Genomic DNA, 26,020 nt, shown 5'->3' on the forward strand with positions numbered 1-26,020 from the left:
TCTCAAGACGATTTCAAGAAGGGATTCTTATGCACGACCTGTTGAAGCGCGCCTCTCTGCCGCTGCTTGCTCTGGTGCTTGCACTGCCGATCAACGCTCATGCCCAAACGGCAAATAGCGAGACGGGCAAGACCGTGCCGCAGAGCCAGATGGAAATGCAGCTGTCCTTCGCGCCGCTCGTCAAGCAGACGGCGGGTGCGGTGGTGAATGTTTATGCGGAAAAGACAGTGCGCCGTCAGTCGCCGTTTGCCGGCGATCCCTTCTTCGAGCAGTTCTTCGGCCAGCAGATGCCGAACCGTACGCAGAAGCAGTCCTCGCTCGGCTCCGGCGTCATCGTCGAGGCGAACGGCACGATCGTGACCAACAACCACGTCATCGAAGGCGCCGACGAAATCAAGATCGCGCTCTCGGATGGCCGCGAGTTTCCCTGCAAGGTCATTCTGAAGGACGATCGCCTGGATCTCGCCGTACTCAAGGTCGATACCAAGGCGACATTCCCGGCGCTTCCGATCGGCAATTCAGACGCCGTTGAAGTCGGCGATCTCGTGCTGGCCATCGGCAATCCGTTCGGTGTCGGCCAGACGGTCACGTCGGGCATCGTGTCGGCGCTGGCGCGTAACCAGGTCGTCAAGGATGAGTTCGGCTTCTTCATCCAGACCGACGCCTCGATCAACCCAGGCAATTCCGGCGGCGCGCTGATGAACATGAAGGGCGAGCTGATCGGCATCAACACCGCGATCTTCTCGCGCGGCGGCGGCTCCAATGGTATCGGCTTCGCCATCCCCGCCAATCTCGTGAAAGTCTTTATCGCTTCCGCCGATGCGGGCGTGAAGACCTTTGAGCGTCCCTATGTGGGCGCGACCTTCGATGCGGTCACCTCCGACGTTGCCGATGCGCTCGGCCTCGAGAAAGCGCGCGGCGCCATCGTCGTCAAGGTCACCGAAGGCGGCCCGGCCGCAAAGGCTGGCCTGAAGGCGGGCGAAGTCATCACCGCGGTCGACGGCATCGCTGTGGAGCATCCTGATGCGCTGTATTACCGCCTGACCACCGCCGGTCTCGGCAAGCCTGTTGATCTCGCCATTACCGACAATGGCAAGGAAGAGCATGTGAAGATGACGCTCGGCCAGGCGCCCGAGACGACGCCGCGCGACCAGCGCACGATCGGCGGCCGTTCGCCGTTCACAGGTACCGTCGTCGAGAACCTGTCGCCGCGCGTGGCCGATGAGCTGCGCATGGCAAGCGAGAGCACGGGTGTCGTCGTATCGGAAGTCAAGGATGGCTCCGTTGCCCAGCAGCTCGGCTTCGAGCCGAAGGACATCATCGTCTCCGTCAACAGCGCCGATGTGAAGACCACCAAGGATCTCGCCACGCTGGCTGCGCAGAACCCGAGCTTCTGGCGCGTCGAGATCGAGCGCAACGGCCAGCGCATCCGGCAGTTCTTCCGATGAGCAATGATCTCTTCGCGCCGCGCATTCCGCCGGAGGTCGCCAACAGGCGGCCGCTGGCGGATCGGCTTCGCCCGCAGACCATCGCCGACGTCACCGGTCAGGATCACCTGACCGGCGAGGACGGTGTTCTCAGGCGAATGATCGAAAGCGGCTCGTTGGGATCGATGATTTTCTGGGGACCACCCGGAACCGGCAAGACCACCGTCGCGCGTCTGCTCTCAGGCGAGGCGGGTCTTGCCTTCGAACAGATTTCGGCGATCTTCTCAGGCGTCGCCGATCTCAAGAAAGTCTTCGAGGCCGCCCGCCTGCGCCGCATGGACGGGCGCCAGACGCTTCTCTTCGTCGACGAGATTCATCGTTTCAACCGCGCCCAGCAGGATAGCTTTCTGCCTGTGATGGAAGACGGCACCGTCATCCTCGTCGGCGCCACCACCGAGAACCCGTCCTTCGAGCTCAACGCCGCTCTTTTGTCACGCGCCCGCGTACTGACTTTCAAGTCACACGACGATCAGAGCCTGGCCGAGCTTCTGAACCGTGCCGAGGCGATCGAGGGCCGGGGGCTGCCGCTGACGCCGGAAGCCCGCGTCAGCCTGTTGCGCATGGCCGATGGCGATGGCCGCGCCGTGCTGACGCTCGCTGAGGAAGTCTGGCGCGCTGCCCGCCGCGACGAAATCTTCGATACCGAGGGACTGACCAAGATCGTCCAGCGCCGCGCGCCGGTCTACGACAAGGCCCAGGACGGCCACTACAATCTGATCTCGGCCCTGCACAAGTCCGTGCGTGGCTCCGATCCCGATGCGGCGCTCTACTATCTCGCGCGCATGTTCGATGCCGGCGAGGACCCGCTCTATCTTGGCCGCCGGCTGGTGCGCATGGCGGTTGAGGATATCGGCCTTGCCGATCCGCAGGCGCTTGTCATCTGCAACGCCGCCAAGGATGCCTACGACTATCTCGGCTCGCCCGAGGGGGAGCTGGCGCTGGCGCAGGCCTGCGTCTATCTCGCCACCGCGCCGAAATCCAACGCCGTCTACACCGCCTTCAAGGCCGCCACCATGGCCGCCAAGCAGAATGGCTCACTGCTGCCGCCCAAGCACATCCTGAACGCGCCGACCAAGCTGATGAAGGATGAAGGCTATAACGAAGGCTATCGCTACGACCACGACGAGCCGGACGCCTTTTCGGGCCAGGATTACTTCCCGGAGAAGATGGGCCGCCAGACCTTCTACGATCCGCCCGAGCGCGGTTTCGAGCGCGATATCCGCAAGCGGCTTGAATGGTGGTCTAAACTCAGGAAAGAGCGCAATCCGCGCTGATCACGACGCCCGCTTCTGGCCCGTGGGAGCGGTGATGATCTTGACGGATGATTCCGCAAGGCCGTGATGGCCTTCCATGTCGACCACGAGATGCCAGTGGCCGCTGTCGGGGATCGGCACGCGGATCGGGGATTTGCGCGCAACGCCGCCGACATATTTGAAGTCTAGCACTTCGGTAAAGCGCTGGTAGTTCGGCGATGTCATCAGCCGAACATTGGCGACCGCGTTCAAGGTCACCTCGATCACCGTCCCGGCGCGCTGTTCCTTGAGGTCGTAATGAGTGAAGCGGAAATTCGGCTTGTTCGGCATCGGGTCTGCTCGGCGTGGGGTAGGCGCAGATGATACGAAACGGCGGTTAAGGAAGCGTTCGCCAACGCCTGCGGGAACGCCGTTGCACGCTCCCGCGGAGGTGGATCATGTCTCGTCAGTGCACATGTCCGCCCTTGTCGGGCCTATCGAAGGGCAGCAGTGTACGGGTGCGGGTGATCGCGATCTGCGCGGCATCGTGATCGCATTCGTCGGCGGCGAAATGCAATGCGGCGCTCTCGCTGATAAACAGACCACCGACGCGCCCCTCGCGATCCTGAACCACCCATCCGCCGCCCTTGCTCCGACCGATGGTAAACCGCGGCAGGGGGCTGGGCTGGATGGTCGCGGCGAGGGCACGCGCGTTGGAGGAGGGCATGATCTTTCCTTTCAAGTTGGATGATCGAGGCTGTGATTGGAATTGTCGGATTTAAACGGCCCGCGCTTGGCGACGGCTCTCGGCAAGCCCTGTCAGGGCGGCGAAAACGGCAGCTTTCTCGGCGGCATCGAGGCCGACCATCGGCAGCCGGACATCAGGGGACGTGCCAAGCAGCACATGCAGGGCGTATTTGACCGGAGCCGGCGAGCCATCTTCCACAAGCGCACGGATGAGCGGTTGCAGACGGTCATGCAGCGCCATGGCCGCCGCCACATTGCCCGCCTTCGCTGAGCGATGAAGCGAAGCAAACAGGCGCGGCTCGACATTCGCGCCCGACGACAGCATACAGTCGCCGCCCCAAGCGAGAAATGAGAGCGCGCTGCCGTCATCGGAGGAAAGGGAGACGAAGCGCTGTCGCAGACGTGGCGCAAGCCGGGCCCCTTCACCGCTCGAATGGACGACGCCGAGGATATTTCCGATGGGCGCCAGCGCCTCAAGGCTTTCAGGCGCCAGGCTGCTGGCACAGTGCGACGGGCAGTCGTCGATGATGACAGGCAGATCGCTCGCCGTCGCCACCTGCTCGAAATGGTGGACGATGCCCTTCTGCCCCGGTTTCGAATAATAGGGTACGGTAACCAGCGCGGCGTCAGCGCCGAGCTTCCGCGCCTCCAAAGTCAGCGCGATCGTGGTCGATGTGGCATTGGTGCCGGTGGCGGCGATGATGGGCACCCGCCCAGCCGCGACCCTGACGCAAGTGCGAATGATGGCCGCCCGCTCCGTCAGCGACAGTGTCGGCCCTTCGCCGGTGACGGTGCAGACAGCCAGTCCGTCGATGCCGGAGTTGATCTGCCGCTCCGCCAGCCGCTCGAGCATCGCAAGGTCGAGCCGGTCGTTCCTGAATGGCGTGACCAGCGCCGTGATCACCGTTCCCAGTCGTAGTCGCGTGTCCATCCGCATGGCCGTGTCAGATACTGCCCCAGATGACGTAGATCTCGACGGCGGCAAGCACGAGGCCGAAGATGATCAGTAAGTGCGCCGTGCGCTTCTCGCGCATCTGCCGCTTGGGCACGGGCGGTCGTGGACGGGCGGTCGGAGGTTGGGGAAATAGGAAGTCTCGCATGACGTCTACCTCTGAATTTCGACCACAGGCTAGCGCCGCGCCGCGTATGAAATCCATTCGCGGGTCTTCGACGGGAAATAGAAATCTCATAAAGGCGGGGTCGGCTCGTGGCGGATAGCGATCGCTAAATCGAATCCGAAATCATGGACTTGCGGCGCGTTTCGGACTCGACTTGCGAAGCACTTGAATCAGAATGACAAGGCGCGGGAAGAGATTGTGCAAGGGCATGTCGGGAGCGCGATATGCCGTTCGTCCTTGCATCATAAGGCGGCGCAATCGCGCTGCGGAGCGTTCACGTATCAGGCCGCTATCGGCACAGGGAGAGAGATATGGGCAGGACAATCGCAATTTTGATCGCAAGGCTGATCTTCGCCGGCGTGTTCATCATGGCGCTGAGCTTCAAGTTCATGGATATCACGGCCACGGCCGGCTACATCGCCAGCGCCAGCTTTCCGTTCCCGCTCTTTCTCGCCTGGATCGCGGCCTTCTTCGAACTGGGGTTGGCGCTCGCTTTCCTGACCGGCATATTCTTTTCGCCGGCAGCCCTGCTGGCGGGGATCTATGTGATCTTCCTCGCGGTGGCATTCCACGGGCCCGGGCGCTGGGCCGGCAATCAAGCCGAGTTCGGCTTCTTCATCGACCACTTCACCTTCCTGGCCGGCCTGCTCTTCGCGGCGGTCCACGGTCCCGGCGAGGCGCTGGTCGTCAGGACCGGCCAAGCCCGCCGGCCGTCCGCTCTAGCGCAGTAGGCCGTCGAGAGCCGGCATACCGAGGAAGGCCGAGGCGCCGATCAGCCCGTAGCAGATGATCCGGAAAGTGCTCTCCTTGGCGAAGCCGAAAAGCTTGGAGCCGAGAAACAGGCCGATCGTATAGCTCGGCAGGATGACCAGCGTCAGCGCGAAGACGGTATCGACGAACAGCCCGCCGGCATAATAGCTGGCGACGCTGAAGCAGGTGGAGATCGCGAAATAGATGATGATGTTGGAGCGGACCTTGGTGAACTCCGTCTTTCCACCCAGCCAATAGGCGACGACGGGCGGCCCGCCAAGTTGGGCGGCACCGCTGAACAATCCGGCCACCAGCCCGACCGCAGCACTCAGATAGGAATGCGGTTCCCCGTGATAGCGCCAGCCTGAGACCAGCAGCGCAAGCAGCAGCAGCGCGATGACCGTGATCGACCAGCGCAACAGCAGCGGGTCCATCAGCGTCAGCACGGCGGTTCCGGCTGGAACGCCGAGCATCGCGCCGGCGGCCATGGTGAAGACCTCGCGCCGGTTCGCCCGCTTCCACGCCGGCGGGATCATTCCCAGCGTCGCCAGCCCGTCGATGACGAGCAGTACCGGCGAAATCAGCTTCGGGCCGATGATTGCGCCGCCAAGCGGGATGAAGATCAGCGCCGCGCCGAAGCCGGAAAAGCCACGGGCGAGCCCGGCAATGCAGGCGATGGCGATCAGCGTGTAAAGCCCATGATCCGGCAGCGCGGCGGAAAGCCACGCACCGATATCGGCCATGCTACCGGAAAACGACATGAAGGCCCGGCCTCGCTCACGAGGCCAGCATCAGGTCCATGTTCTGCACGGCAGCGCCCGAGGCACCCTTGCCGAGATTGTCGAGCAAAGCGACGAGATTGACCTGCGAACCACCCGGCGTGCCGAAGACGAAGAGCTTCATCGTGTCCTTGCCAGCAAGCTCGACGGCATCGACGCGTGCCATTTTGCTGCTGTCTGCGAGCGGCACGACCGTGACGATATCCTGGCCGGCATAATGGGCGGTCAGCGCCGCGTGAATGCTTTCCAGCGTCGTGCCTGCGGCCAGCATGTCGAGATGCAGCGGAACCTGCACGATCATGCCCTGCGCGAACTTGCCGACCGATGGGGCAAAGATCGGCGCGCGGTCGAGCAGGCCGTGGATCTTCATCTCAGGCACATGCTTGTGTGCCAGCGTCAGACCGTAGAGGAAGTGCGGCGCGCTGATTGCGTCGTCGCGGCTCTGGTCTTCCATCTGCGCGATCATCTGCTTGCCGCCACCGGTATAGCCGGACACTGCGTTGACGGTGACAGGATAACCGTCCGAAAGAATGCCGGCGGCCCGCAGCGGCCGCATCAGGCCGATGGCGCCGGTCGGATAGCAACCGGGATTGGCGACGAAGCGGGCCGAACTGATCTTGCCGGCCTGCTCCTTGTCCATCTCGGCGAAGCCATAGGCCCAGGAAGGGTCGACGCGGTAGGCGGTCGAGGTGTCGATGATGCGGACATTGTTGTTGGCCGAGACCATCTGCACGGCTTCCTTCGACGCGTCGTCGGGAAGGCAGAGAATGGCGATATCGGCGCTATTGAGCATATCCTCGCGGATCGCGGCATTGCGGCGCTCCGCTTCCGGAATGGACAGAAGCTCGACATCGCGGCGGCCGGCCATGCGCGTGCGGATCTGCAGGCCCGTCGTGCCGTGTTCGCCATCGATGAAGATCTTCGGTGCCATTGTCTTGCTCACACTTTCAATAGGTTAGAAAGAAGTCCGGAATCATTTTGGAAGATGGATGAGTCAGCCGTGTGACGCTGTCGCGCGTCGTTCGGCATGCAGCCCCAGCATATACATCGCGACCGTCGCCCCCGCAATGGCGGTGATGTCGGCATGGTCGTAGGCGGGAGACACCTCGACGACGTCGGCGCCGCGGATATCGAGCTGATGCAAGCGCTGCAGCACCGAGAGGATCTTGGCACTGGACGGGCCACCAGAAACCGGCGTGCCGGTGCCGGGCGCAAAGGCCGGATCCAGGCAGTCGATATCGAAGGTCAGATAACTGGGCGCACCTTTGGTGTGCGAGATGATCGTAGAGGCGATCTCGGCCGCACTCATCTCCTCGACCTGATGGCCGTAGAGAATATTGATGCCGAAATCGTCGGGCGCATGCGTGCGGATGCCGATCTGGATCGAACGATCGGGATCGATGATGCCATCGCGGACCGCGCGCGCCACGAAGGAGCCATGGTCGATCCGCTTGTTGTCGTCGAACCATGTATCCTGATGCGCGTCGAACTGCACGAGTGCCAGCGGGCCATGCTTGGCCGCATGAGCCTTGAGGATCGGCCATGTCACGTAATGGTCGCCGCCCAGCGTCAGCATGAAGGCGCCGGCATCGACGATCGTCTTCGCCTGCCGTTCGATCGCCTCAGGCGTCTCCTGGTGATTGCCGTAATCCAGCAGGCAATCGCCATAGTCGATGACGGCCATCTCGGCGAAGAGATCGCGGTTGAAGGGATATTGCGGATCATTGTCGAAGATCGCCGAAGCCCGCCGGATCGCCTGCGGCCCGAAACGCGTGCCCGGCCGGTTGGAGGTCGCGGCATCGAAGGGGACACCCCATACCACGACGTCGGCGCCGGTCAGATCTTTGGTGAAGCGCCGGCGCATGAAGGACAGCGCACCGGCGAACGTCGGGTCCATTGCCGCCGAGGTGAGGCTCGTTGCCGTGAAAGCATGATCGATTGTCTTATTCGCCAAGGTCTTTTTCTCCATCAGGCTCGACTGCGCTAAAACCATAGGCGCGCTGCACCAGGCCGACGCGGATTTCATAGTGTGAATACCAGTCAACGCGGCCACGTCGCTGCGCTTCCATGTGGTCGATCTGCGCCTTCCAGGCGAGGATGCTTGCTTCGTCCTTCCAGTAGGAATTGGTAATGCCGAAGCCGTTTGCAGCGCGCACGCTTTCGAAACCCAGATAGCCTGGTTGTTGCTTCGCGAGTTCCACCATGGCGTCACCCGTTTCCCAATAGGCTTCGTTTTGTCCTTCGGTCCGCTGCGAGGAGAAGGTCACCACGTAGTAGGGTGGCTGTGGCGTTTTGGCGAAGGGCGAGGGCTTATGATCCGACATCGTCAAACTGGGTGTTTATTGGAAACAACGGAAATCTTCAGCCGTGGATCACCCGTCTCGTCCCGCGCCTCGTAGAGCGTTTCCCGCGTAACGCCGGCGTCCCTGGCAATGGAGGTCATGCCGACTGTGCGGGCGACATCGCCTAGCGCATGCGCGATAAGGGCAGGGTCGCCATCGTCGAATGCCGCCTCGAGATAAAGAAGTCGGTCTTCCGGCGTTTTCAGGTGATCTTGAATGTCAAAGCGTGAGGTTTCGAGAGGCATGTTCAGATCTCTTTCGCCTGGGGCGATATCCATCATGCGTGAATCATAATTCACGGCACCGGATTGTCAAAGCGCATGACAAAACGAAAAAAGGCCGGGTTTGCACCCGACCTTTCCACATTCCGAAGTCCGAAGCGATTAACGCTTGGAGAACTGGAACGAACGGCGGGCCTTGGCCTTACCGTACTTCTTACGCTCAACGACGCGGCTGTCGCGGGTCAGGAAGCCACCCTTCTTCAGGACCGAGCGCAGGCCCGGTTCGAAGTAGGTGAGTGCCTTGGAGACGCCGTGACGAACGGCACCGGCCTGGCCGGAAAGACCGCCGCCGGCAACCGTTGCGATGATGTCGAACTGGCCGTCACGGGCAGCAGCGACGATCGGCTGACGCAGAATCATCTGCAGAACCGGACGTGCGAAGTATTCCGTGAATTCCTTGCCGTTGATGACGATCTTGCCGGAGCCCGGCTTGACCCATACACGAGCAACAGCGTTCTTGCGCTTGCCGGTCGCGTAGGAGCGGCCAAGCGAATCGACCTTACGGACGTGTGCCGGAGCCGAAGCTTCGGTAGCCGTGCCGAGATCCTTCAGGGAGGAGAGGTCAGCCATTCTTAGGCGCTCCTTACGTTCTTCTTGTTCAGCGAGGCGACGTCGAGAGCGACAGGCTGCTGAGCTTCATGAGGATGGTTGGAACCAGCGTAGACGCGCAGGTTCTTCATCTGGCGACGACCGAGCGGGCCACGCGGAACCATGCGCTCGACTGCCTTTTCAAGAACGCGCTCCGGGAAGCGGCCTTCCATGATCTGGCGAGCGGTACGCTCCTTGATGCCGCCGGCGAAACCCGTGTGCCAGTAGTAAACCTTGTCGGAATACTTCTTGCCGGTGAATACGACCTTGTCGGCATTGATGACGATGACATTGTCGCCGTCGTCAACGTGAGGAGTGAAGGTAGCCTTGTGCTTGCCGCGCAGACGCATGGCGATAACAGAAGCGAGACGACCAACGACAAGCCCTTCGGCGTCGATGATGACCCACTTCTTCTCTACCTCTGCAGGCTTCTGGGAGAAGGTTGCCATAGTAGTTACTCTCTTTTGATCCCTTGGCCCGAAGGCGAAAGGGCGTTTCTTGTTGCTTGATTTGGGAGCCCGAGGGCGCACCAAAAAGAAAGCAGCCGGGAAAGGCTGCGTTCTGGCGGTGTGTATAGAGGTTGCGGCCGACAGCGTCAATATTGCCGCGGGCTACGGTCGCAAAAACAATTAAATGAAATCAATGCGTTAAGTATGTGGTATTTTGATACCTCAATTTTCAGCGCCTCGATGGCAGCGCCTTGACGCCAACGGCATCGCTTCTCCTCGAAAAGACTGGCCTTTTGTGGCAGGACTGATAGCACGAAATCGACATGCAGGGAGTTTCATCATGGCCGAAGTTCTATCGTTCCGCACCGATGCCAGCAAAGCCAGCGGTTCGCTCGTGCTGCGCCAGCTTTCCGATGGCGTGCTGCGGCTGACCCTGAACAATCCTCCCGCCAATCACCTGTCGCTCGCCATGATGGAGACGCTGATGGGCGAGCTGCAGAATGCGGCCGAGGACGACGGCGTGCGCATCGTGATCATCGCATCGACGGGCGATGTCTTCTCGGCCGGCCATGATCTCAAGGAGTTGACCGAGCATCGCGCCGATGCCGATGACGGTGAGGCCTTCTTCGAGGAGACCTTCGCGCTCGCGGCCGATCTGATGCTGGAGATCACCAAGCTGCCGAAGCCCGTTATCGCCGAGATCGACGGACTTGCGACCGCCGCCGGATGCCAGCTCGTCGCGTCCTGCGATCTCGCGATCTGCACCGATACTGCGACATTCTGCACGCTGGGCGTCAATATCGGCCTCTTCTGCGCGACGCCGATGGTGGCGCTGACGCGCTCCGCTCATCGCAAGCAGGCGATGGAGATGCTTTTGACCGGCGAGACGATCGACGCCTCGACCGCCAAGGATTTCGGCCTGGTCAACCGCATCGTGCCAAAACAATATCTGCAACAGGTCGTCACCAAATACGCGTCGGTGATTGCAAGCAAATCGCCCATGGCGCTCCAGATCGGCAAGGAAGCATTCTATCGCCAGGTCGAAATGCCCATCGAGGAAGCCTATGGCTATGCCGCCGAAGTCATGGTGGACAGCATGATGACCGAGGATGCGGAAGAGGGGATCGGGGCATTCCTTGAAAACCGGATGCCGGATTGGACGCGGGATTGAGAAAATGGCAAGAATTACGCAGTTTGAGTTAGCTTCAATGCAGCGGTTTCAGCTGCACGATCCGATCGACGCCAAGATATTCGTGCATGAGTATGATGGCCGACGTCTTATGCAGATATCAACTTATGGCAGAGACAGTCGCCAAGAGCCTGGAAAGTTAAGCCAGACGATCCAACTCGACGAGAATGCTGCGAAGCAACTGTTCGATCTGCTCGGCAAAGAGTTTGGTTTCAGATGATGCCACTACGCCAGCTTCAGCAATAGCCCGCCGAGCGCGATGATCGCGCCGGCGAGATAGCGCCACGGGCTGGCTTTTTCCTTCAGGAACACGACGGAGATGATGAGCGCGAAGAGGATCGACGTTTCGCGCAGCGCGGCGACGGTGGCGACGGGCGCCTTGGTCATGGCCCAGAGCGCCAGCCCGTAGGATGCGATAGATCCGGTGCCGCCGATCAATCCACGCCACCAATTCACCTTCACATGCATCGCAACCGCATAGGCGCCGCGCCGCGAGATGGCCCAGCTAAGCAGCAACACCGGCGGCAACAGCGACATCCACAGCGTATAGGAGATCGCATTGCCGGATATCCGCGCCCCGATGCCGTCGACATAGGTGTAGGTGGCGATGACCACCGCATTGGCGAGCGCCAGACGAATGGCGTGGCCGCTGCCGCGCTTGGCCTCGAAGGCGAGCGTCAGGATGCCGGCGCAGATCGTGATCGTGCCGATCAGCGCGCCGCCGGACAGGCTCTCGCCGAGAACAAAGCCGCTCGTTGCCGCCACCAAGAGCGGCGCGCACCCGCGCATCAGCGGATAGACGAGGCCGATATCGCCGGCTCGATAGGCGCCCGCGACCAGCTGGAAATAGGCGAACTGCAAAATCGCCGAGGCGCCGATATAGGGCAGGGCCTCGATAGCGGGAAACGGCAGGAACGGGAGGAACGGCAGGGCCGCGATTGCGCCGCCCGCCGAGATCAGGCTGGCGTCCAGCGCCTTGTCAGTCCCGGCCTTGATCAAGGCGTTCCAGGTCGCGTGAAGAAGCGCGCCAAACAGGACCAGCAGGATGACGGTGAGGGACAAAAGAACTACCTGATGGTGTGGCGAAAAGACGGGACAAAGCTTGTTACGCCGTCATCAGGAAAAAGCAACAGCGGCCATTGAGGCGAAGCTATGCATTGGCGTTTCTGCTTAAACGATTATGCAACCTTCGGATGATCATACCGTCAAACAGCCGTTGCGATACGTACGCCAGAAGTTTCAAACATTTTTTCCTCATTCAACCATGAGGTGTTTCTAAAATGACAGCGAACAAATGAGGACATAAACAGGATATACAGTGAACATTGGCTGAGGTGAGTGCATTAACCCGGATGGGTGATGCAAATAGATCACAAAATGCCACGCGGAGGCGAGTCCGGCCCGTCAAAATTGGTGGGTTTTATGCCCGTCTGATGGGCAGCCGCTCAACCGAAATTTCCTGCCTCAGAGCGAATAGTCAGGAATGAACAGCATCCCGTCCAGGTTGTCGATATTCTGACAGTTCAGAACCCGGCATTTCGCGTTGTCCTTGGTCGGAACGGTCGTCCATTCGGCATATTGGTTGCCGTCGCACATCCGGCTGTTGCGCACATATCTGTCGTAGAGCGTCATGCCGCGAACGCGGGTGGAAGGGTAGCGCAAGATGACCGCTCCCTCGTTATGGATGGCGGCGCGTGCCCGGTCGCAGCTGATCGTCTGCGAATTGTAGCGCGATATCGCGAGCGCCGGCGTGGCGGCGAGCAGCGCGGCGGTAAACACAAGCACTTTTCTCACATCAATCTCCTCCTTCGGCATCCGGCGTACCTATTATATATAGGAAACGCTTTAGCGCTGTCATTGAGTTGGAGACAAGGAAAGATGGATCACGATCACTATAGCGACGAGTATATCCTCGATATCCTCCGGTCGGTGAAGACGATAGCGCTCACCGGCGCGTCGCCCAATCCCGCAAGGCCGAGCAATGGCGTGATGGGCTATCTTCTGTCGCGCGGCTATGAGGTCGTACCCGTCAATCCCGGCCAGGTCGGCAAGCGCATCCAGGGGCAGGAGGTCTTCGGCCACCTCACTGACGTGCCCGTGCCGGTCGACATGGTCGATGTCTTCCGGGCCTCAAACTATCTGTCGGAGGTGGTTGACGAGGCGCTGGCGATGAACCCGCGACCCAAGGTGATCTGGGCGCAGCTCGGCGTGCGTGACGATGCCGCCGCCGCCAAGGCCGAGGCGGCCGGCATCAAGGTTGTCATGGACCGGTGCCCGGCAATCGAGTACCCGCGTCTCATCGGCTGAGAAGGGAAAATTTTTCGCCAAACGCGTTTCGGTTGAAACGGATGGCGATTAACTTTTGCCGATCGTCCGCTATGCTCCGCCCAGCGAAGTTAAAGCAGCAAAGTCAAATCAAAACGGGAGGACTTCATGACCGCGAATGATCCGGGTTTCAATACGTTGGCCGTGCATGCGGGCGCAAAGCCCGATCCGGCGACCGGTGCCCGCGCCACGCCGATCTACCAGACGACGGCATACGTCTTCAACGATGCCGATCACGCCGCAGCACTCTTCGGCCTGCAGGAATTCGGCAATATCTACACCCGCATCATGAACCCCACCCAGGCGGTGCTCGAGGAGCGTGTCGCAGCACTCGAGGGCGGCACGGCAGCGCTCGCTGTCGCTTCAGGCCATGCCGCGCAGGTTATCGTCTTCCACACGCTGCTGCGCCCAGGCGAAAACTTCGTCGCCGCCAAGCGGCTCTATGGCGGCTCCATCAACCAGTTCGGCCATGCCTTCGATAATTTCGGCTGGCAGGTGCGCTGGGGTGATTCGGCCGATCCGGCGAGCTTCGAAAGCCAGATCGACGAAAACACGCGCGCCATCTTCATCGAAAGCCTCGCCAATCCCGGCGGCACTTTTGTCGATATCGCGGCAATCGCCGATGTCGCCCACAAGCACGGCCTGCCGCTGATCGTCGACAATACCATGGCGAGCCCCTATCTCATCCGCCCGATCGAACACGGTGCCGATATCGTCGTGCATTCGCTGACCAAGTTCCTCGGCGGCCACGGCAATTCCATGGGCGGCATCATCGTCGATGGCGGCACCTTCGACTGGTCGAAGTCGGGCAACTACCCGATGCTTTCGAGCCCGCGGCCGGAATATAACGGCGTCGTCCTCCACTCGACCTTCGGCAACTTCGCCTTCGCCATCGCCTGCCGCGTTCTCGGCCTGCGCGACCTCGGCCCGGCCATCTCGCCCTTCAATGCCTTCCTGATCCTCACAGGCATCGAGACGCTGCCGCTGCGCATGCAGCGCCACAGCGAAAATGCCGCGACGGTCGCCAAGTGGCTGAAGGCGCACAGCAAGATCGCCTGGGTCAACTACGCCGGCCTTGAGGACGATCCGAACCACGCCTTGCAGCAGCGCTATTCGCCAAAGGGGGCGGGCTCCGTCTTCACCTTCGGCGTCAAGGGCGGCTACGAAGCCGGCAAGTCGCTGGTCGAAGGCCTGCAGCTCTTCTCCCACCTCGCCAATATCGGCGACACCCGCTCGCTGGTCATCCACCCGGCCTCGACGACCCACCGCCAGCTGACCGACGAGCAAAAGACCGCCGCCGGCGCAGGCCCGGATGTCGTTCGCCTGTCAATCGGCATCGAGGACGTCAAGGACATCATCGCCGATCTCGAACAGTCGCTGGCGAAGGTATGAGGCCGCAGCATGGTGCACAGCTGCGATGGTACCGCTGTGAAGGGATGATCGGGGATTGGCTCTAGAAAATCGTCTGGCACGTCTCGCCGTTCTGATCGACGCGGACAATACGTCCGCCAAGATCGCGGACGGCTTGTTTGAAGAAATCGCCAAGATTGGCGAGGCGAGCGCAAGGCGCATCTACGGCGATTTTTCGAAATCGCACCTGAAGCCGTGGGCAGATGTGCTCGCCAAACATGCGATCATCCCGCAGCAGCAGTTCGCCTATACGGTGGGCAAGAATTCCACCGATATCGCCTTGGTGATCGACGCCATGGATCTCCTGCACAACGGTCGATTTGACGGCTTCTGCCTGGTGTCATCGGACAGTGACTTCACGAGGCTAGCTGCCCGAATTCGAGAGCACGGCACTGACGTCTACGGCTTTGGCGAGGAGAAAACACATGAGAGTTTTCGCCAGGCCTGCAGACGCTTCATCTACACGGAAAATCTCATCTCTGTGCCAAAGGGCGAGGTGGGCAAAGACCTTGCCAAGCCTCTCCGGCAGCCAAGTGCCGTCGTACCGTTGATCAAAAAGGTTCTGTCGCAGAATGCCGGGGAAGATGGTTGGGTTGGACTATCTGCGGTGGGCACGCAGCTCTCCAACCTTTCATCGGATTTTGATCCTCGGACTTACGGATATCGAAAGCTGAGTGATCTGGTGAAAAAGACCGGACAGTTCGAGGTCGAAGCAGCAGGCGGTGTACTGCGGATCCGGCGGAAGATCGCCAATCAGATGGCGGCTAACGCGCAAAAGAAGTGATGCTGTTGATGGGCGAATGAGTGCTCAGCGGCCAAAGGGAAGTGACAAGGCTTATGGCAAAGCAGCTCAAGCTCGATATCTCGGGCGTCGAACCCGAGGTCGGCGCCCCGGCGGAGGATCGGTTGATCGCGGGCGATCCGCAGTTCCGGACATGGAACCTGGAGGAGGCCGAAAGCGGTCTCTATGCGGGCATCTGGGAGGCGACGCCGGGCAAGTGGCGCATCGTCTATGACGAATGGGAGTATTTCAACGTTCTCTCTGGCTATTCGGTCGTCACCGAAGACGATGGCGAGCCCGTCCACCTGCGTGCCGGCGACCGGATGATCCTGAGACCCGGCTTCAAGGGAACGTGGGAAGTCATTGAAACGACTCGCAAGGACTACGTCATCAGGCTCTGATGTCGCTGTCCCCGTGCAGGGACATCCTTGCTGCGATCGTCAATCCTGATCCTGTCGGGCGCCGGAAAATGCCGCGGCAAAGCCGGGTGATGCGATAAGATCCATGGTCCGCCGCAGATTTTCCGACGCTTCCTTTCCGAAGGCAGCATCGAAACGCGCCTGTGCCTCGCGCCACAGGCCGTTCGTCTCATTCCACAGCTGGTCGCCCTTTTGGGTCAGCCGCACGCGCTTGACGCGCCGGTCATGCTCGTCGGCAACCAGTTCGACGAGACCGTCGCGCTGCAGCGGCTTCAGCGTGTGGCCGAGCGCCGAGAGATCCATCACCATCGCCTCGGCAAGCAGCTTCAGCGGCGTTTCGCGGCCAAGCTTGATCTGCGTCAGCAGCGTGTACTGCGTGATCTTCAAGCCGCTCGGCGCCAACACGTCTTCATAAAGCTGGCCCAATTGCCGTGAGGCACGCTTGAGCGCGCTGTTGCTGCAATAATTCCATGCCCCGTCAGGGGCGTTGCTCTCTGCCATCGCATGTTCTCCATCGGTGATGTCTTCCGATTGGTGGCGATCCGTCAACCGCTAAACGACACATCTTTTGCAGCGCCTCTTGCGCACGCCGTTCAGTCGCCTAAATATAGTGGCATATACCAGTAAATTTCAACGCGCCCGCCAAATCAGTCAGGGCGAGTTCAAACAAGGAAGGAATGCCGCAATGTCCAACGCTTCTCTCGGAACCGCACTCGTCACCGGCGCCTCGTCCGGCATCGGCGCCACCTATGCCGATCGTCTCGCCAAGCGCGGCTATGATCTCGTTCTCGTCGCCCGCGATGCCGCGCGTCTGCAAGCGCTGGCCGACAGGTTGGCCAAAGAGACGGGCGTGAAGGTCAGCGTCCTTCCGGCCGACCTTACTGATCGCGCCGACGTCAGGATTGTCGAGAAGCGCCTGCGCGAGGACGCGGATATCAGCCTGCTCGTCAACAATGCCGGCATCGGCCCCAAGGGTACTCTGGTGGAGGATGACATCGATTATCTCGAGACGATGATCGAGCTGAACGTCGTCGCCGCCAATCGGCTGGCCGTTGCCGCCGCGCAGGCCTTCGCCGAGCGGGGCAGGGGCGCCATCGTCAATATCGCGTCGGTGGTCGCCTATATTCCGGAGCGTTTCAACGGCACCTACAGCGCCACCAAGGCTTTCGTTCTCAACCTCACCCAGGCCATACATTCGGAAGTCGCGGAAAAGGGCGTCAAGGTTCAGGCGGTCATGCCCGGCCTGACCCGCACGGAAATCTTCGAGCGCGTCGGCCGCTCCTTCGACCAGATGCCGCCCTCGATGGTCATGGACGTGAACGACATGGTGGACGCGGCCCTTGCTGGCTTCGATCAGGGCGAACTGGTCACCATCCCGTCCTTGCCTGATAGCGCCGATCTCGATGCCGCAACGGCAGCACGGTTTGCGCTTGGCCCCAACCTCTCGCACAACAAGCCCGCCGCCCGCTATGGTGTGGCAAACGCGGGCTAGTTCCGCTCATCGCTCGGCGCGAAGTCAGCGCGCACGATGCCGTGGCGCTGCAGCTTGTCGTAGAAGGTCTTTCGCGGAATGCCGAGTTCTGCGATCGTCCTGCGCACATCGCCATCATTGGCGTCGAGCACATCTCGGATGATGCTGGCCTCGTAGCGGTCCAGCCGATCGGGCAGGGGCAGGCCCTCGCCGAGATCGGCGGGCTTCGGCTCTGACACGCTGCCGGCGAACTGCTCGACCCCAAGCACGAAGCGTTCGGCGAAATGCGAGAGTTCACGCACGTTGCCGGGCCAGTCATGGTCCTGCAGATGGCGGTGCACGGCGGACGACGCGACCGGCATGTCGCGCTTGAAGCGCTTCGCCGCCCGTTCTGCAAAATAGCCGAAGAGCAGCGGAATGTCGTCGCGACGTTCCCTGAGCGGCGGGATCGAGATCGTCACCACGTTCAGCCGGTAATAGAGATCCTCGCGAAAATCGCCGCGCTGTCTGGGATCGCCGAGATCGACCTTGGCGGCCGCGACCACGCGCAGGTCGACCGGCCGCACCTCGTTGGTCCCGAGCGGCGTCACCTCGCGCATTTCAAGCACGCGCAGCATCTGCACCTGTGTCGACGGTGCCATGCTCTCGATTTCGTCGAGAAACAGCGTACCGCCGCTGGCATGTTCGATACGCCCGACACGCTTCTTCTGCGCGCCGGTAAAGGCGCCGGGCTCGTGGCCGAATAGCTCGCTCTCGATCACGGTCTCCGGCAGGGCGCCGCAATTGAGCGCCACGAAGTTCCCGGCCTTGCGCCGCCCCCACTGGTGCAACAGGCTGGCCACGACTTCCTTGCCGCTGCCGGTCTCCCCTGTCACCAGCACGTCGACATCGGTATCGGCGATCTGCCGCAGCGTATGGCGCAGCCGCTCCATCGCAGGGGTCTGGCCGATCAGCGGCAGGTCGTCGCGCACCTGCTCGCTTGCCTTGCGCAACGTCCGGTTCTCCAGCACCAGACGCCGCTTCTCCACAGCACGGCGCACGCTCTGCACCAGCCGGTCGGCGGGGAAAGGCTTGCTGATGAAATCATACACGCCCTGCTGGATCGCCTTCACCGCCATCGGAATATCGCCGTGACCGGTCACCAGGATCATGGGAAGATCTTGGTCCTGCCGCTGCACGCGGTCGAACAGTTGCAGGCCGTCCATCTGCGGCATACGGATATCGGAGACGATGATGCCAGGAAAATCCGGCGTCAGCGCCGCCAGCGCATCGACCGCCGAGGAGAAGGCGGAAACGGAAAAGCCCGCCAGTTCCAGCGTCTGCTTGGTGGCGCGCAGAAGGTCCTTGTCGTCATCGACGAGGAAGATGGATGCGGCGTCTGTCATGGCTTTGCTCTCACGAGATGCACGATGAAGCTTGTTCCCTGGTCGCTGCTGGAGACCTCGATGCGTCCGCCGTAATCGGCGACGATGTCCTTCGAGATCACAAGGCCAAGGCCGAGACCCTTCTCCTTGGAGGTGTTGAAGGGCGTAAACAGCGAGGCGAGGATAGGAGCGGGTATCCCAGGACCGTTGTCGGCGACGATCACCTCGACGTCCTCATCCGTCGCGACGGCGGAGATTTCCACCCGCGCATCGCTACGGCCCTCCAGCGCTTCCAGCGCGTTCTGAAACAGGTTGATCAGGATCTGCTCGAGCCGCACGCGATTGCCGAGAACCTGCAATCCTGCTGGCGGCAGCTTGATGCTGAGCGCCTGCAGCTGTCCGGCAAAGCGGCTCTTGAGCAGCACCACGGCGCCCTCGATCACATCGCGCAGTTCCACCGGTTCCGGCGCCGTCCGTCCCTTGCGCGCGAAGGCCTTCAGCTCCTCGGTGATCGAACCGATCCGCTCGGTCAGCGCAGCGATGGCGCCGAGGTTCTCCTTCACCGGCTCGGCCTGTTCGCGGTCGAGGAAGACGCGCGCATTATCAGCATAGGCGCGGATGGTCGCGACCGGCTGGTTGATCTCATGCGCGACGCCGGCCGCCACCTGGCCGAGAATGGCAAGCCGGTTCGCCTGGACAAGCTCTTGCTGCACGACCTGCAGTCTGGATTCGGTATTCCTGTGATCGGCGATCTCTTCCTGCAGGAGGTCGCGCGCGCGGCTGAGATCCTCGGTGCGGGCGGCGACCCGCCGCTCGAGCTCCTCGCGCATCGACAATTCAACCGCGATGCGCATCGCCGCACTCTGCCTGCGCCGGAGCAAGAACGCCGCGACCGCGAGGATCGGCACCAGCACGGCGAGCGACAGCAACCGCATTTCCCGCACGGACGAGGCGACGGCCGCTTCCGTTGGCACCAGATACTCCAGCCGCCAGGGCGTCGTCGGCACGGCGGCATAGAGGCGCAGATATTCCGCGGCACTGCTGCCGGGAAGGATCGCGGAAACAAGCGATGTCCTGGGGTCGATGATATCGGGCCTGACGACCGGCAGCGGCGTCAGCGGCGCATCGCCGAATTGCAGGCTCTCGCGGATGGTGGCGAGCTCCTGCTGCGGCACCGGCACCGCCGTCATGAAACGCCATGAGGGGATGCTGGTGATCAGCACGACGCCGTGCTCGTCGGTCACGTAGACCGGCCGGCGCGTGTCGCGCCAGTCGGTCTCTAGCTGGTCGAATTCCAGCTTCACGACTACGACGCCAAGCGGCGCATCGGCGCTGCCGACCCTGCGCGAGATGTAAAGCCCCGGGCGCTTGCTGACGCTGCCGAGCGCGAAATGCTCTGCCGTTCCCTGCTGCATTGCCCGCTTGAAATAGTCGCGGAACGTATAGTCGTTGCCGACGAAGCTGATCGGCTCGCGCCAGTTGCTGGATGCGATGGCAAGACCGTCGGTGCCGATGACATAGAGGACCGCGGCCTGCGTGCCCGTCACCAGCCGCTCGAGCTTGCGGTTCAATATGTCGATATCGTTGACGCTGGTGGAGGAAAGTGCATTCAGGACCTGCTGGTCCTCGGCAAGCAACAATGGCAGCGCGCGGGGACGCTCGAGCACAGCCGTCAGCAGCGCCACCTTCAGGCTGGCATCGGTCTGGCTCTGGGTCGCGAGCGCGTTGATCGACGAACTGCGCCCGTAGAGCGCCGCACCGATCAGCGCGGCGACAAGCAAGGCGGCGGAGAAGGCGACGAAGAGGATCCAGCCGCGTCGCGTCCTGCGATCGACGTCGTCGATGGTCTCAAAACCCGGAATGCTCGGCGTATCTGGCATGGCATTTAATGTGCGGATTTTCGCACATTCGTCAAATGAAATTGTGCGGTAATTCGCGCAATAGGGCTCCGGCGACGTTTCAGTCCAGAAAAAAGCCGTTTTGAATCACGGCGATATTGCGGCGCGCGGAAACTGGCACGGTCATTGCAAAGTAGCTGCGAATAGCCGGAAGGCTGTTGATTGAAACGCAGTTGCCCCGGGAGGCCGGTCAGGTTTGGGGGCTTTATGGAGGACACTATGGGTGTTGCAATTCCAGCCGCTGAGCCGCGGATCAAGATGCCGTTCTACCGGCATCTCTATTTCCAGGTCGTCGTCGCCATCATCGCCGGCATGCTGATCGGCCATTTCTGGCCTGATTTCGGCGCCAGCCTGAAGCCGCTCGGCGATGCCTTTATCCGCCTCGTCAAGATGATCATCGCGCCGGTCATCTTCCTTACGGTCGCCACCGGCATCGCCGGCATGTCGGACCTGAAAAAGGTCGGCCGCGTCGCCGGCAAGGCGATGCTCTATTTCATCGTCTTCTCGACGCTGGCGCTGATCGTTGGCCTCATCGTCGGCAACCTGCTGCATCCGGGCTCCGGCATGAACATCGATCCGGCCACGCTCGATGGCAAGGCGGTTTCGACCTACGCCACCAAGGCGCATGAAACCACGATCACCGGCTTCCTGATGAACATCATACCGGAAACCATCGTCGGCGCATTCGCCCAGGGCGACATCCTGCAGGTTCTGTTCTTCTCGGTCCTGTTCGGCATCGCGCTCGGCATGGTCGGCGAGAAGGGCAAGCCGGTCACGGATTTCCTGACTGCGCTTACCGCCCCGGTCTTCCGCCTCGTCGCCATCCTGATGAAGGCTGCTCCGATCGGAGCGTTCGGCGCCATGGCGTTCACCATCGGTAAGTACGGTATCGGCTCGGTCGCCAATCTCGCCTACCTCATCCTCACCTTCTACATCACGGCGCTTCTCTTCGTTCTGGTCGTGCTGGGTGCGGTTGCGAAGTACAACGGCTTCTCGATCCTGTCGCTGATCCGCTACATCAAGGAAGAGCTGCTGCTCGTCCTCGGCACGTCCTCGTCGGAAGCAGCCCTGCCGGGTCTGATGCAGAAGATGGAACGTGCCGGCTGCAAGCGCTCGGTCGTCGGCCTAGTCATCCCGACCGGCTATTCGTTCAACCTCGACGGCACCAACATCTACATGACGTTGGCGGCACTCTTCATCGCCCAGGCAACCGGCATCGATCTGTCGCTCGGCGACCAGATCCTGCTGCTCCTCGTCGCGATGCTGTCGTCCAAGGGTGCCGCCGGCATCACCGGCGCCGGCTTCATCACGCTCGCGGCAACCCTGTCGGTCGTGCCTTCGGTGCCGGTCGCCGGCATGGCGCTGATCCTCGGTATCGACCGCTTCATGTCGGAATGCCGCGCTCTGACCAACCTGGTCGGCAACGCTGTCGCCACCGTCGTGGTCGCCCGCTGGGAAAATGAACTCGACCAGGAAAAGTTCGCCGCCGCCATGGCCGGCCAGCTGCCGGAAGAGCTCGATCAGCCGGTTCCGACGCTGCAAGCAGCCGAGTAAGGCAAGCAGACCAAAGAACAGCCTGCCGTCACCGGCAGCTGTGCCTCCCAAGGCGGATGGCCGCGCTCCCGAAAGGGAGCGCGGTCGTTTTATTTGGCCGTTTCTCAGCGAGAGGGCCAGCTGAGGTCGAGCCGGTCGAGACCATGGAAATGGTAGACGTCCTTCACCTCAGGCGTCTTGGCAAGCTTCAGGCCGGGCAGGCGCTCGAACAGGATCGGCAGCACCACGTTGAGCTCCAGTCGCGCCAACGGCGCGCCGATGCAGAAGTGAATGCCGGCGCCGAAGGAGAGATTGGCCGCCTCGCGGCGATCCGGCTTGAAAGTCAGCGGATCGGTGAACTTCAGCGGATCGAGATTGGCGGCAGCCAGGATCAGGCTCACCTTGTCGCCGCGCTTGAACGATATGCCGTCGATCTCGGCCGGCTCCAGCGCCCAGCGCTGGAAGATGTGAACCGGCGCGCAGATGCGTAGCGATTCCTCGACGGTCCGCTCCGTCGTTTCCTCGTCCTTGAACAGTTCTGAAGGCGCAAAGCCGCTGTCGAGGATCATCCGCACCGAGTTGCCGATCTGATGCACGGTCGCCTCGTGCCCGGCATTCAAAAGCACGATCGTCGTCGAGACGAGTTCGTCCTCGGTCAAATACTGGCCCTTGTGTTCGGTGTGGATCATGTGCGTCAAAAGATCGTCGCGCGGATTCGCGCGGCGCTCTGCGATCACGGTCTTCACGTAGTCGGCGAATTCCGTCGCGGCCTTTTCAGCGCCATCCTCGTCGGCGCGGGTGCGGCCGAAAAGGTACATGCGGATATAGGCGTGCGACCACTTGAGGAGCTGCGGCCCCATCTCCTCGGGGATGCCGATCATCCGCGCGATCATCGTGACCGGGATGATGTCGGCGAAGGCCGAGAGCAGCTCAACCTCGCCCTTGTGCTGGAACTGGTCGATGAGCCGGTTTGCAAGTTCCTCAAGCTCTGGCTTCATCTTCTCGACGTGGCGCGAAACGAAGGCGCGGTTGACGAGCGTCCGCAAACGCGTGTGTTCCGGCGGCTCGAGCTCTAGCAGGGAATAGCGTTCGGCGAGATCGAAATTGACGACGTGCTGGTCGGGCTCGGGAAGTCCCAGCTCCTCGCGGCTGGCGATATGCAGGATCTGCCGGCCGAAGCGGCGGTCGCGCAACAGCGCGTTCACATGGTCATATGAAGTGAAAAACCACTGCTTCTGCTCTTCCCAGTAAAATGTGGGACAGTGGGTATGCAATGCCGCGTATGCGGCATTGGGATTACTGTAGAACAAGGGGCTGCGCGCATCGATGGAGACGCGGAGCGTAGCGGGGTCAATGGACATGTAAGGCAATGTGATCATGCCCGAGGCTTAGCGGATTTGCTCAACCTCGGAAAGAGAGCACAACCTATTGTCAGCGTCCAAGTGATCCCACACGACGCAGCGCATGGATCTGGTCGTCCAGCGTCGGCACGAGTTCGCCCGTCGTGTGATCCGGCTTTTCTTCCGGCGGTGGCGGCGCTGCCGCCTCGGCCTCGCCGAAGGTGACGGTGCAGTTTCGGCCTGCGGCCTTGGCGGCATAGAGCGCGCGGTCGGCTGCCGATACCAGCTTATCCATATTGGCCTCGATGGGCGAAGCAAGGGCGACGCCGATGCTGACGGTGGCCGGAATGATGGCGTCGCCGGTGCTGACGGGAACGCGGCAGAACTCGGTGCGGATCGTCTCTGCCAGCGCCTCGGCCTCCGTCTGGTCCGCGACGCTTGCGAACGCTCCGAACTCCTCGCCGCCCATGCGGCCGAACACGCCTGCAGGCGTGAACTGCTGTGCCATGCGGGCAAAAACCGTCAGCACAGCATCGCCGCCCTGATGGCCGAAGCGATCGTTGATGCGCTTGAAATTGTCGAGATCGAACAGAAGAACGGCGACCTGGCGGTTCTCGTCGAATGCCTTCGTCTGGATGCGCGTGAACTGTGCAAACAGGCCACGGCGATTGAGAACGCCCGTCAGCGTGTCGGTCAGGCTGAGAATACGCAATTTCTGCTCCGAGCGCTCCATGATGAGACGAACCGTCAGCGCGCAGGCGAGCGTCAGCATCAGCGCCGTACCCATGGCCGCAAGCCCAGCGATGTTGGCTGCTTCCATATCACCCGGCGACAGCACGGCGATCGCGCCGGCGGCGATAAAACAGACGCAGGCCTGCAGAATGAACATGACCGCGAGCTTGGCGCGTGCCGATTCCCGGTTGAGGCCGGGCGAGCTGACCGCCATGGTCAGGGCCGTCGCGCCCGTTGCCGAGGCGAGGTTGTAGAGGGCGACCCGGTTCGGATAGTCGTCGTGCACCCAGGGCAGGAACACGCCGGCCAGCCAGACGACCGGCGGCAAAAGCACCCACCATTCGATCTTGCGCCGGTCAAGCGCCAGATATCCCGCCACCCAGGCGCTCTGGCCCACAAGCGCGATGGTATTGCCCACCTCGATCGACAGATAGCTTGGAACGTGGCCGCGCAACGCGACCAGTGCGAATCCAATGCCGCTGAGTGCAAAGCCCCAGCCCCAATAGAAATAAGTTTTATCTCGGACATTATGGCGCCAGGCAATGAACGCGACCAGCGCGAGCGTCATAGCCTCGGAGCACCAAATGGCCAGTCCTGTCGTAACGTTGAACACGGCAATACCCCTTGTATGGCCGCATCCTCGCTAAATAAGCTGGCGACTTTGTTAATCGCGGAGCGGCAGCCCGCGGGCCTTGTCCGTTATCTGGCGATAGGCTTTCCACGAGGTAAATGACCGGCGTCCCATACTGGGCGAATTCAGCATTTCTTCATCTTGCTGAAGAGAAAAGCTGTGAGCCGGGAGTATGGCCCTCCGCCGTTAATGACGGTTTTGAAGAATCTCCCTACAGAGGGCCCATGAAAACAGGCATGGTTTCCCACCGTCTTAACGTTATCCCAAGGCGCGTCTTGAAGAGAAGGGTAGGGAAGTTCTATGTAGGGATAAGGCATTTTCTTTGATTCCCGGCGTCGGGCCGGAAAGACGTTGACAAAGGACGCACATGAGAAACCCAGTCGATACCGCTATGGCCCTCGTGCCGATGGTTGTGGAACAGACCAATCGCGGTGAACGCTCCTACGACATTTATTCGCGCCTGCTCAAGGAACGCATCATTTTCCTGACGGGTCCGGTCGAGGATCACATGGCGACGCTCGTCTGCGCCCAGCTGCTTTTCCTCGAGGCCGAGAACCCCAAGAAGGAAATCGCGCTCTACATCAATTCGCCGGGTGGCGTCGTCACCGCCGGCATGGCGATCTACGACACGATGCAGTTCATCAAGCCTGCCGTGTCGACGCTGTGCATCGGTCAGGCCGCGTCCATGGGCTCGCTGCTTCTCGCGGCCGGCGACAAGGACATGCGCTTCGCCACGCCGAACTCGCGGATCATGGTTCACCAGCCGTCGGGCGGCTTCTCGGGCCAGGCTTCGGACATCGAACGTCACGCACGCGACATTCTCAAGATGAAGCGCCGCCTGAACGAAGTGTACGTCAAGCACACGGGCCGGACCTACGAGGAAGTTGAAAAGACGCTCGACCGTGACCATTTCATGGATGCGGCGGAAGCCAAGGACTGGGGCGTGATCGACAAGGTCCTGACGTCTCGTGTCGAGATCGAAGGCGCTGCGCCTAGTCAGAACTAGGGATGGTGTTTTCCCCGCCACAGTTCTATCTCATTTGTGATCGAACTAGGGAATAAACCGAGTGGCGGGTGAACCATTCTCAAGTATTAATGCTATGTTGAATTTTTATGACATAGCATTTGGCTTCGAAGGGGAGTTCGTTGCCGCC

General features: G+C 61.5%; 29 protein-coding genes. 12 read left to right on the forward strand and 17 right to left on the reverse strand.

The annotated features are described in order from the left end of the window. Positions 1 to 29: 29 nt before the first annotated feature. Together QTL96_RS06935 and QTL96_RS06940 are read left to right on the forward strand one after the other, a co-directional pair. Positions 30 to 1,448, forward strand: coding sequence for a DegQ family serine endoprotease (locus tag QTL96_RS06935; protein ID WP_289727200.1), 1,419 nt, complete (start codon positions 30 to 32; stop codon positions 1,446 to 1,448). Continuing rightward, complete coding sequence (locus QTL96_RS06940) at positions 1,445 to 2,761, forward strand: replication-associated recombination protein A (RefSeq protein WP_289727201.1); 1,317 nt, start codon at positions 1,445 to 1,447, stop codon at positions 2,759 to 2,761. The genes QTL96_RS06935 and QTL96_RS06940 overlap by 4 nt, the downstream gene beginning before the upstream one ends. Here QTL96_RS06940 and QTL96_RS06945 read toward each other — a convergent pair whose 3' ends face one another. The 3 genes from QTL96_RS06945 to dapA all read right to left on the reverse strand — a co-directional run bounded on the left by QTL96_RS06945 (position 2,762) and on the right by dapA (position 4,403). Continuing rightward, entirely contained in the window at positions 2,762 to 3,070 is a 309-nt protein-coding gene (locus tag QTL96_RS06945) for a DUF1883 domain-containing protein (protein WP_289727202.1), read from the reverse strand. 115 nt (positions 3,071 to 3,185) lie between these two features. After that, complete coding sequence (locus QTL96_RS06950) at positions 3,186 to 3,446, reverse strand: hypothetical protein (RefSeq protein ID WP_289727203.1); 261 nt, start codon at positions 3,444 to 3,446, stop codon at positions 3,186 to 3,188. Positions 3,447 to 3,497: 51 nt separating this feature from the next. Then, complete coding sequence (dapA, locus tag QTL96_RS06955) at positions 3,498 to 4,403, reverse strand: 4-hydroxy-tetrahydrodipicolinate synthase (protein WP_289727204.1); 906 nt, start codon at positions 4,401 to 4,403, stop codon at positions 3,498 to 3,500. 492 nt (positions 4,404 to 4,895) lie between these two features. On the opposite strand from dapA, the gene QTL96_RS06960 reads away from it, so the two are divergent. Then, the gene (locus tag QTL96_RS06960) at positions 4,896 to 5,315 is read left to right on the forward strand and encodes a DoxX family protein (RefSeq protein WP_289727205.1); all 420 of its coding nucleotides are present in this window, start codon (positions 4,896 to 4,898) and stop codon (positions 5,313 to 5,315) included. Here the strand turns inward: QTL96_RS06960 and QTL96_RS06965 are convergent. The 7 genes from QTL96_RS06965 to rplM all read right to left on the reverse strand — a co-directional run bounded on the left by QTL96_RS06965 (position 5,304) and on the right by rplM (position 9,773). Beyond that, positions 5,304 to 6,095, reverse strand: coding sequence for a sulfite exporter TauE/SafE family protein (locus QTL96_RS06965; protein ID WP_111561270.1), 792 nt, complete (start codon positions 6,093 to 6,095; stop codon positions 5,304 to 5,306). The two genes, QTL96_RS06960 and QTL96_RS06965, sit on opposite strands and share 12 nt — an antisense overlap. A 16-nt stretch (positions 6,096 to 6,111) precedes the next feature. Then, the gene (gene argC / locus QTL96_RS06970; RefSeq protein WP_289727206.1) at positions 6,112 to 7,044 is read right to left on the reverse strand and encodes an N-acetyl-gamma-glutamyl-phosphate reductase; all 933 of its coding nucleotides are present in this window, start codon (positions 7,042 to 7,044) and stop codon (positions 6,112 to 6,114) included. Positions 7,045 to 7,107: 63 nt separating this feature from the next. Next, positions 7,108 to 8,067, reverse strand: coding sequence for an agmatinase (gene speB / locus QTL96_RS06975; RefSeq protein WP_289727207.1), 960 nt, complete (start codon positions 8,065 to 8,067; stop codon positions 7,108 to 7,110). Next, positions 8,057 to 8,437 carry an antibiotic biosynthesis monooxygenase gene (locus QTL96_RS06980; RefSeq protein WP_018900240.1) on the reverse strand — a complete coding sequence of 127 codons (381 nt, stop codon included), beginning with the start codon at positions 8,435 to 8,437 and terminating at the stop codon, positions 8,057 to 8,059. The genes speB and QTL96_RS06980 overlap by 11 nt, the downstream gene beginning before the upstream one ends. Positions 8,438 to 8,439: 2 nt before the next feature. Further along, on the reverse strand, positions 8,440 to 8,736 hold the full coding sequence (locus tag QTL96_RS06985; protein WP_289727208.1) for an addiction module antidote protein: 297 nt from the start codon (positions 8,734 to 8,736) through the stop codon (positions 8,440 to 8,442). A gap of 102 nt (positions 8,737 to 8,838) precedes the next feature. Beyond that, positions 8,839 to 9,306: a 30S ribosomal protein S9 gene (gene rpsI / locus QTL96_RS06990; protein ID WP_037177440.1), complete on the reverse strand. Its 468-nt coding sequence runs from the start codon at positions 9,304 to 9,306 to the stop codon at positions 8,839 to 8,841. Between the two features lie 2 nt (positions 9,307 to 9,308). After that, positions 9,309 to 9,773, reverse strand: a complete 465-nt coding sequence (rplM, locus tag QTL96_RS06995; protein WP_018900238.1) for a 50S ribosomal protein L13 — start codon at positions 9,771 to 9,773, stop codon at positions 9,309 to 9,311. Positions 9,774 to 10,113: 340 nt separating this feature from the next. Between rplM and QTL96_RS07000 the strand changes: the two genes are divergently transcribed. Together QTL96_RS07000 and QTL96_RS07005 are read left to right on the forward strand one after the other, a co-directional pair. Further along, the gene (locus tag QTL96_RS07000; RefSeq protein ID WP_289727209.1) at positions 10,114 to 10,944 is read left to right on the forward strand and encodes an enoyl-CoA hydratase; all 831 of its coding nucleotides are present in this window, start codon (positions 10,114 to 10,116) and stop codon (positions 10,942 to 10,944) included. 4 nt (positions 10,945 to 10,948) lie between these two features. Then, the gene (locus tag QTL96_RS07005) at positions 10,949 to 11,182 is read left to right on the forward strand and encodes a methionyl-tRNA formyltransferase (protein WP_289727210.1); all 234 of its coding nucleotides are present in this window, start codon (positions 10,949 to 10,951) and stop codon (positions 11,180 to 11,182) included. 5 nt (positions 11,183 to 11,187) lie between these two features. Here QTL96_RS07005 and QTL96_RS07010 read toward each other — a convergent pair whose 3' ends face one another. Further along, a complete protein-coding gene (locus tag QTL96_RS07010) occupies positions 11,188 to 12,024 on the reverse strand; it encodes a DMT family transporter (protein ID WP_047509956.1) in 837 nt (278 codons plus the stop codon). A 402-nt stretch (positions 12,025 to 12,426) separates the two neighbouring features. Continuing rightward, the gene (locus QTL96_RS07015) at positions 12,427 to 12,756 is read right to left on the reverse strand and encodes a hypothetical protein (RefSeq protein ID WP_289727211.1); all 330 of its coding nucleotides are present in this window, start codon (positions 12,754 to 12,756) and stop codon (positions 12,427 to 12,429) included. A gap of 84 nt (positions 12,757 to 12,840) precedes the next feature. Between QTL96_RS07015 and QTL96_RS07020 the strand changes: the two genes are divergently transcribed. The 4 genes from QTL96_RS07020 (at position 12,841) to QTL96_RS07035 (ending at position 15,879) form a co-directional block, all read left to right on the forward strand. Next, on the forward strand, positions 12,841 to 13,269 hold the full coding sequence (locus QTL96_RS07020) for a CoA-binding protein (RefSeq protein ID WP_289727212.1): 429 nt from the start codon (positions 12,841 to 12,843) through the stop codon (positions 13,267 to 13,269). A gap of 126 nt (positions 13,270 to 13,395) precedes the next feature. Further along, the gene (locus QTL96_RS07025; protein ID WP_289727213.1) at positions 13,396 to 14,679 is read left to right on the forward strand and encodes an O-acetylhomoserine aminocarboxypropyltransferase; all 1,284 of its coding nucleotides are present in this window, start codon (positions 13,396 to 13,398) and stop codon (positions 14,677 to 14,679) included. A 55-nt stretch (positions 14,680 to 14,734) separates the two neighbouring features. Next, positions 14,735 to 15,481 (forward strand): NYN domain-containing protein, encoded by a 747-nt coding sequence (locus QTL96_RS07030; protein WP_289727214.1) that lies wholly within the window; start codon positions 14,735 to 14,737, stop codon positions 15,479 to 15,481. Positions 15,482 to 15,534: 53 nt separating this feature from the next. After that, on the forward strand, positions 15,535 to 15,879 hold the full coding sequence (locus QTL96_RS07035; protein WP_289727215.1) for a cupin domain-containing protein: 345 nt from the start codon (positions 15,535 to 15,537) through the stop codon (positions 15,877 to 15,879). A 39-nt stretch (positions 15,880 to 15,918) separates the two neighbouring features. Here the strand turns inward: QTL96_RS07035 and QTL96_RS07040 are convergent, their stop codons facing one another. Continuing rightward, entirely contained in the window at positions 15,919 to 16,398 is a 480-nt protein-coding gene (locus tag QTL96_RS07040) for a MarR family winged helix-turn-helix transcriptional regulator (RefSeq protein ID WP_289727216.1), read from the reverse strand. Positions 16,399 to 16,582: 184 nt separating this feature from the next. On the opposite strand from QTL96_RS07040, the gene QTL96_RS07045 reads away from it, so the two are divergent. Further along, positions 16,583 to 17,389, forward strand: a complete 807-nt coding sequence (locus QTL96_RS07045) for an SDR family oxidoreductase (RefSeq protein ID WP_289727217.1) — start codon at positions 16,583 to 16,585, stop codon at positions 17,387 to 17,389. On the opposite strand, the gene QTL96_RS07050 is transcribed toward QTL96_RS07045, so the two are convergent. Both QTL96_RS07050 and QTL96_RS07055 read right to left on the reverse strand, forming a co-directional pair. Next, positions 17,386 to 18,753: a sigma-54 dependent transcriptional regulator gene (locus tag QTL96_RS07050; RefSeq protein WP_289727218.1), complete on the reverse strand. Its 1,368-nt coding sequence runs from the start codon at positions 18,751 to 18,753 to the stop codon at positions 17,386 to 17,388. The two genes, QTL96_RS07045 and QTL96_RS07050, sit on opposite strands and share 4 nt — an antisense overlap. Continuing rightward, complete coding sequence (locus QTL96_RS07055; protein ID WP_289727219.1) at positions 18,750 to 20,612, reverse strand: sensor histidine kinase; 1,863 nt, start codon at positions 20,610 to 20,612, stop codon at positions 18,750 to 18,752. The genes QTL96_RS07050 and QTL96_RS07055 overlap by 4 nt, the downstream gene beginning before the upstream one ends. A 237-nt stretch (positions 20,613 to 20,849) precedes the next feature. Between QTL96_RS07055 and QTL96_RS07060 the strand changes: the two genes are divergently transcribed. Next, positions 20,850 to 22,184, forward strand: a complete 1,335-nt coding sequence (locus QTL96_RS07060) for a dicarboxylate/amino acid:cation symporter (protein WP_280638450.1) — start codon at positions 20,850 to 20,852, stop codon at positions 22,182 to 22,184. A gap of 104 nt (positions 22,185 to 22,288) precedes the next feature. On the opposite strand, the gene QTL96_RS07065 is transcribed toward QTL96_RS07060, so the two are convergent. Together QTL96_RS07065 and QTL96_RS07070 are read right to left on the reverse strand one after the other, a co-directional pair. After that, the gene (locus QTL96_RS07065; RefSeq protein ID WP_289727220.1) at positions 22,289 to 23,542 is read right to left on the reverse strand and encodes a cytochrome P450; all 1,254 of its coding nucleotides are present in this window, start codon (positions 23,540 to 23,542) and stop codon (positions 22,289 to 22,291) included. A gap of 52 nt (positions 23,543 to 23,594) precedes the next feature. Continuing rightward, a complete protein-coding gene (locus QTL96_RS07070; protein WP_289727221.1) occupies positions 23,595 to 24,848 on the reverse strand; it encodes a GGDEF domain-containing protein in 1,254 nt (417 codons plus the stop codon). A 385-nt stretch (positions 24,849 to 25,233) separates the two neighbouring features. Here QTL96_RS07070 and clpP point away from each other — a divergent pair, with 385 nt between their 5' ends. After that, positions 25,234 to 25,872, forward strand: a complete 639-nt coding sequence (clpP, locus tag QTL96_RS07075; protein ID WP_026283311.1) for an ATP-dependent Clp endopeptidase proteolytic subunit ClpP — start codon at positions 25,234 to 25,236, stop codon at positions 25,870 to 25,872. Positions 25,873 to 26,020 lie beyond the last annotated feature (148 nt).

The sequence above is a fragment of the Rhizobium sp. S163 genome (assembly GCF_030380805.1).
Classification (GTDB): Bacteria; Pseudomonadota; Alphaproteobacteria; order Rhizobiales; family Rhizobiaceae; genus Rhizobium.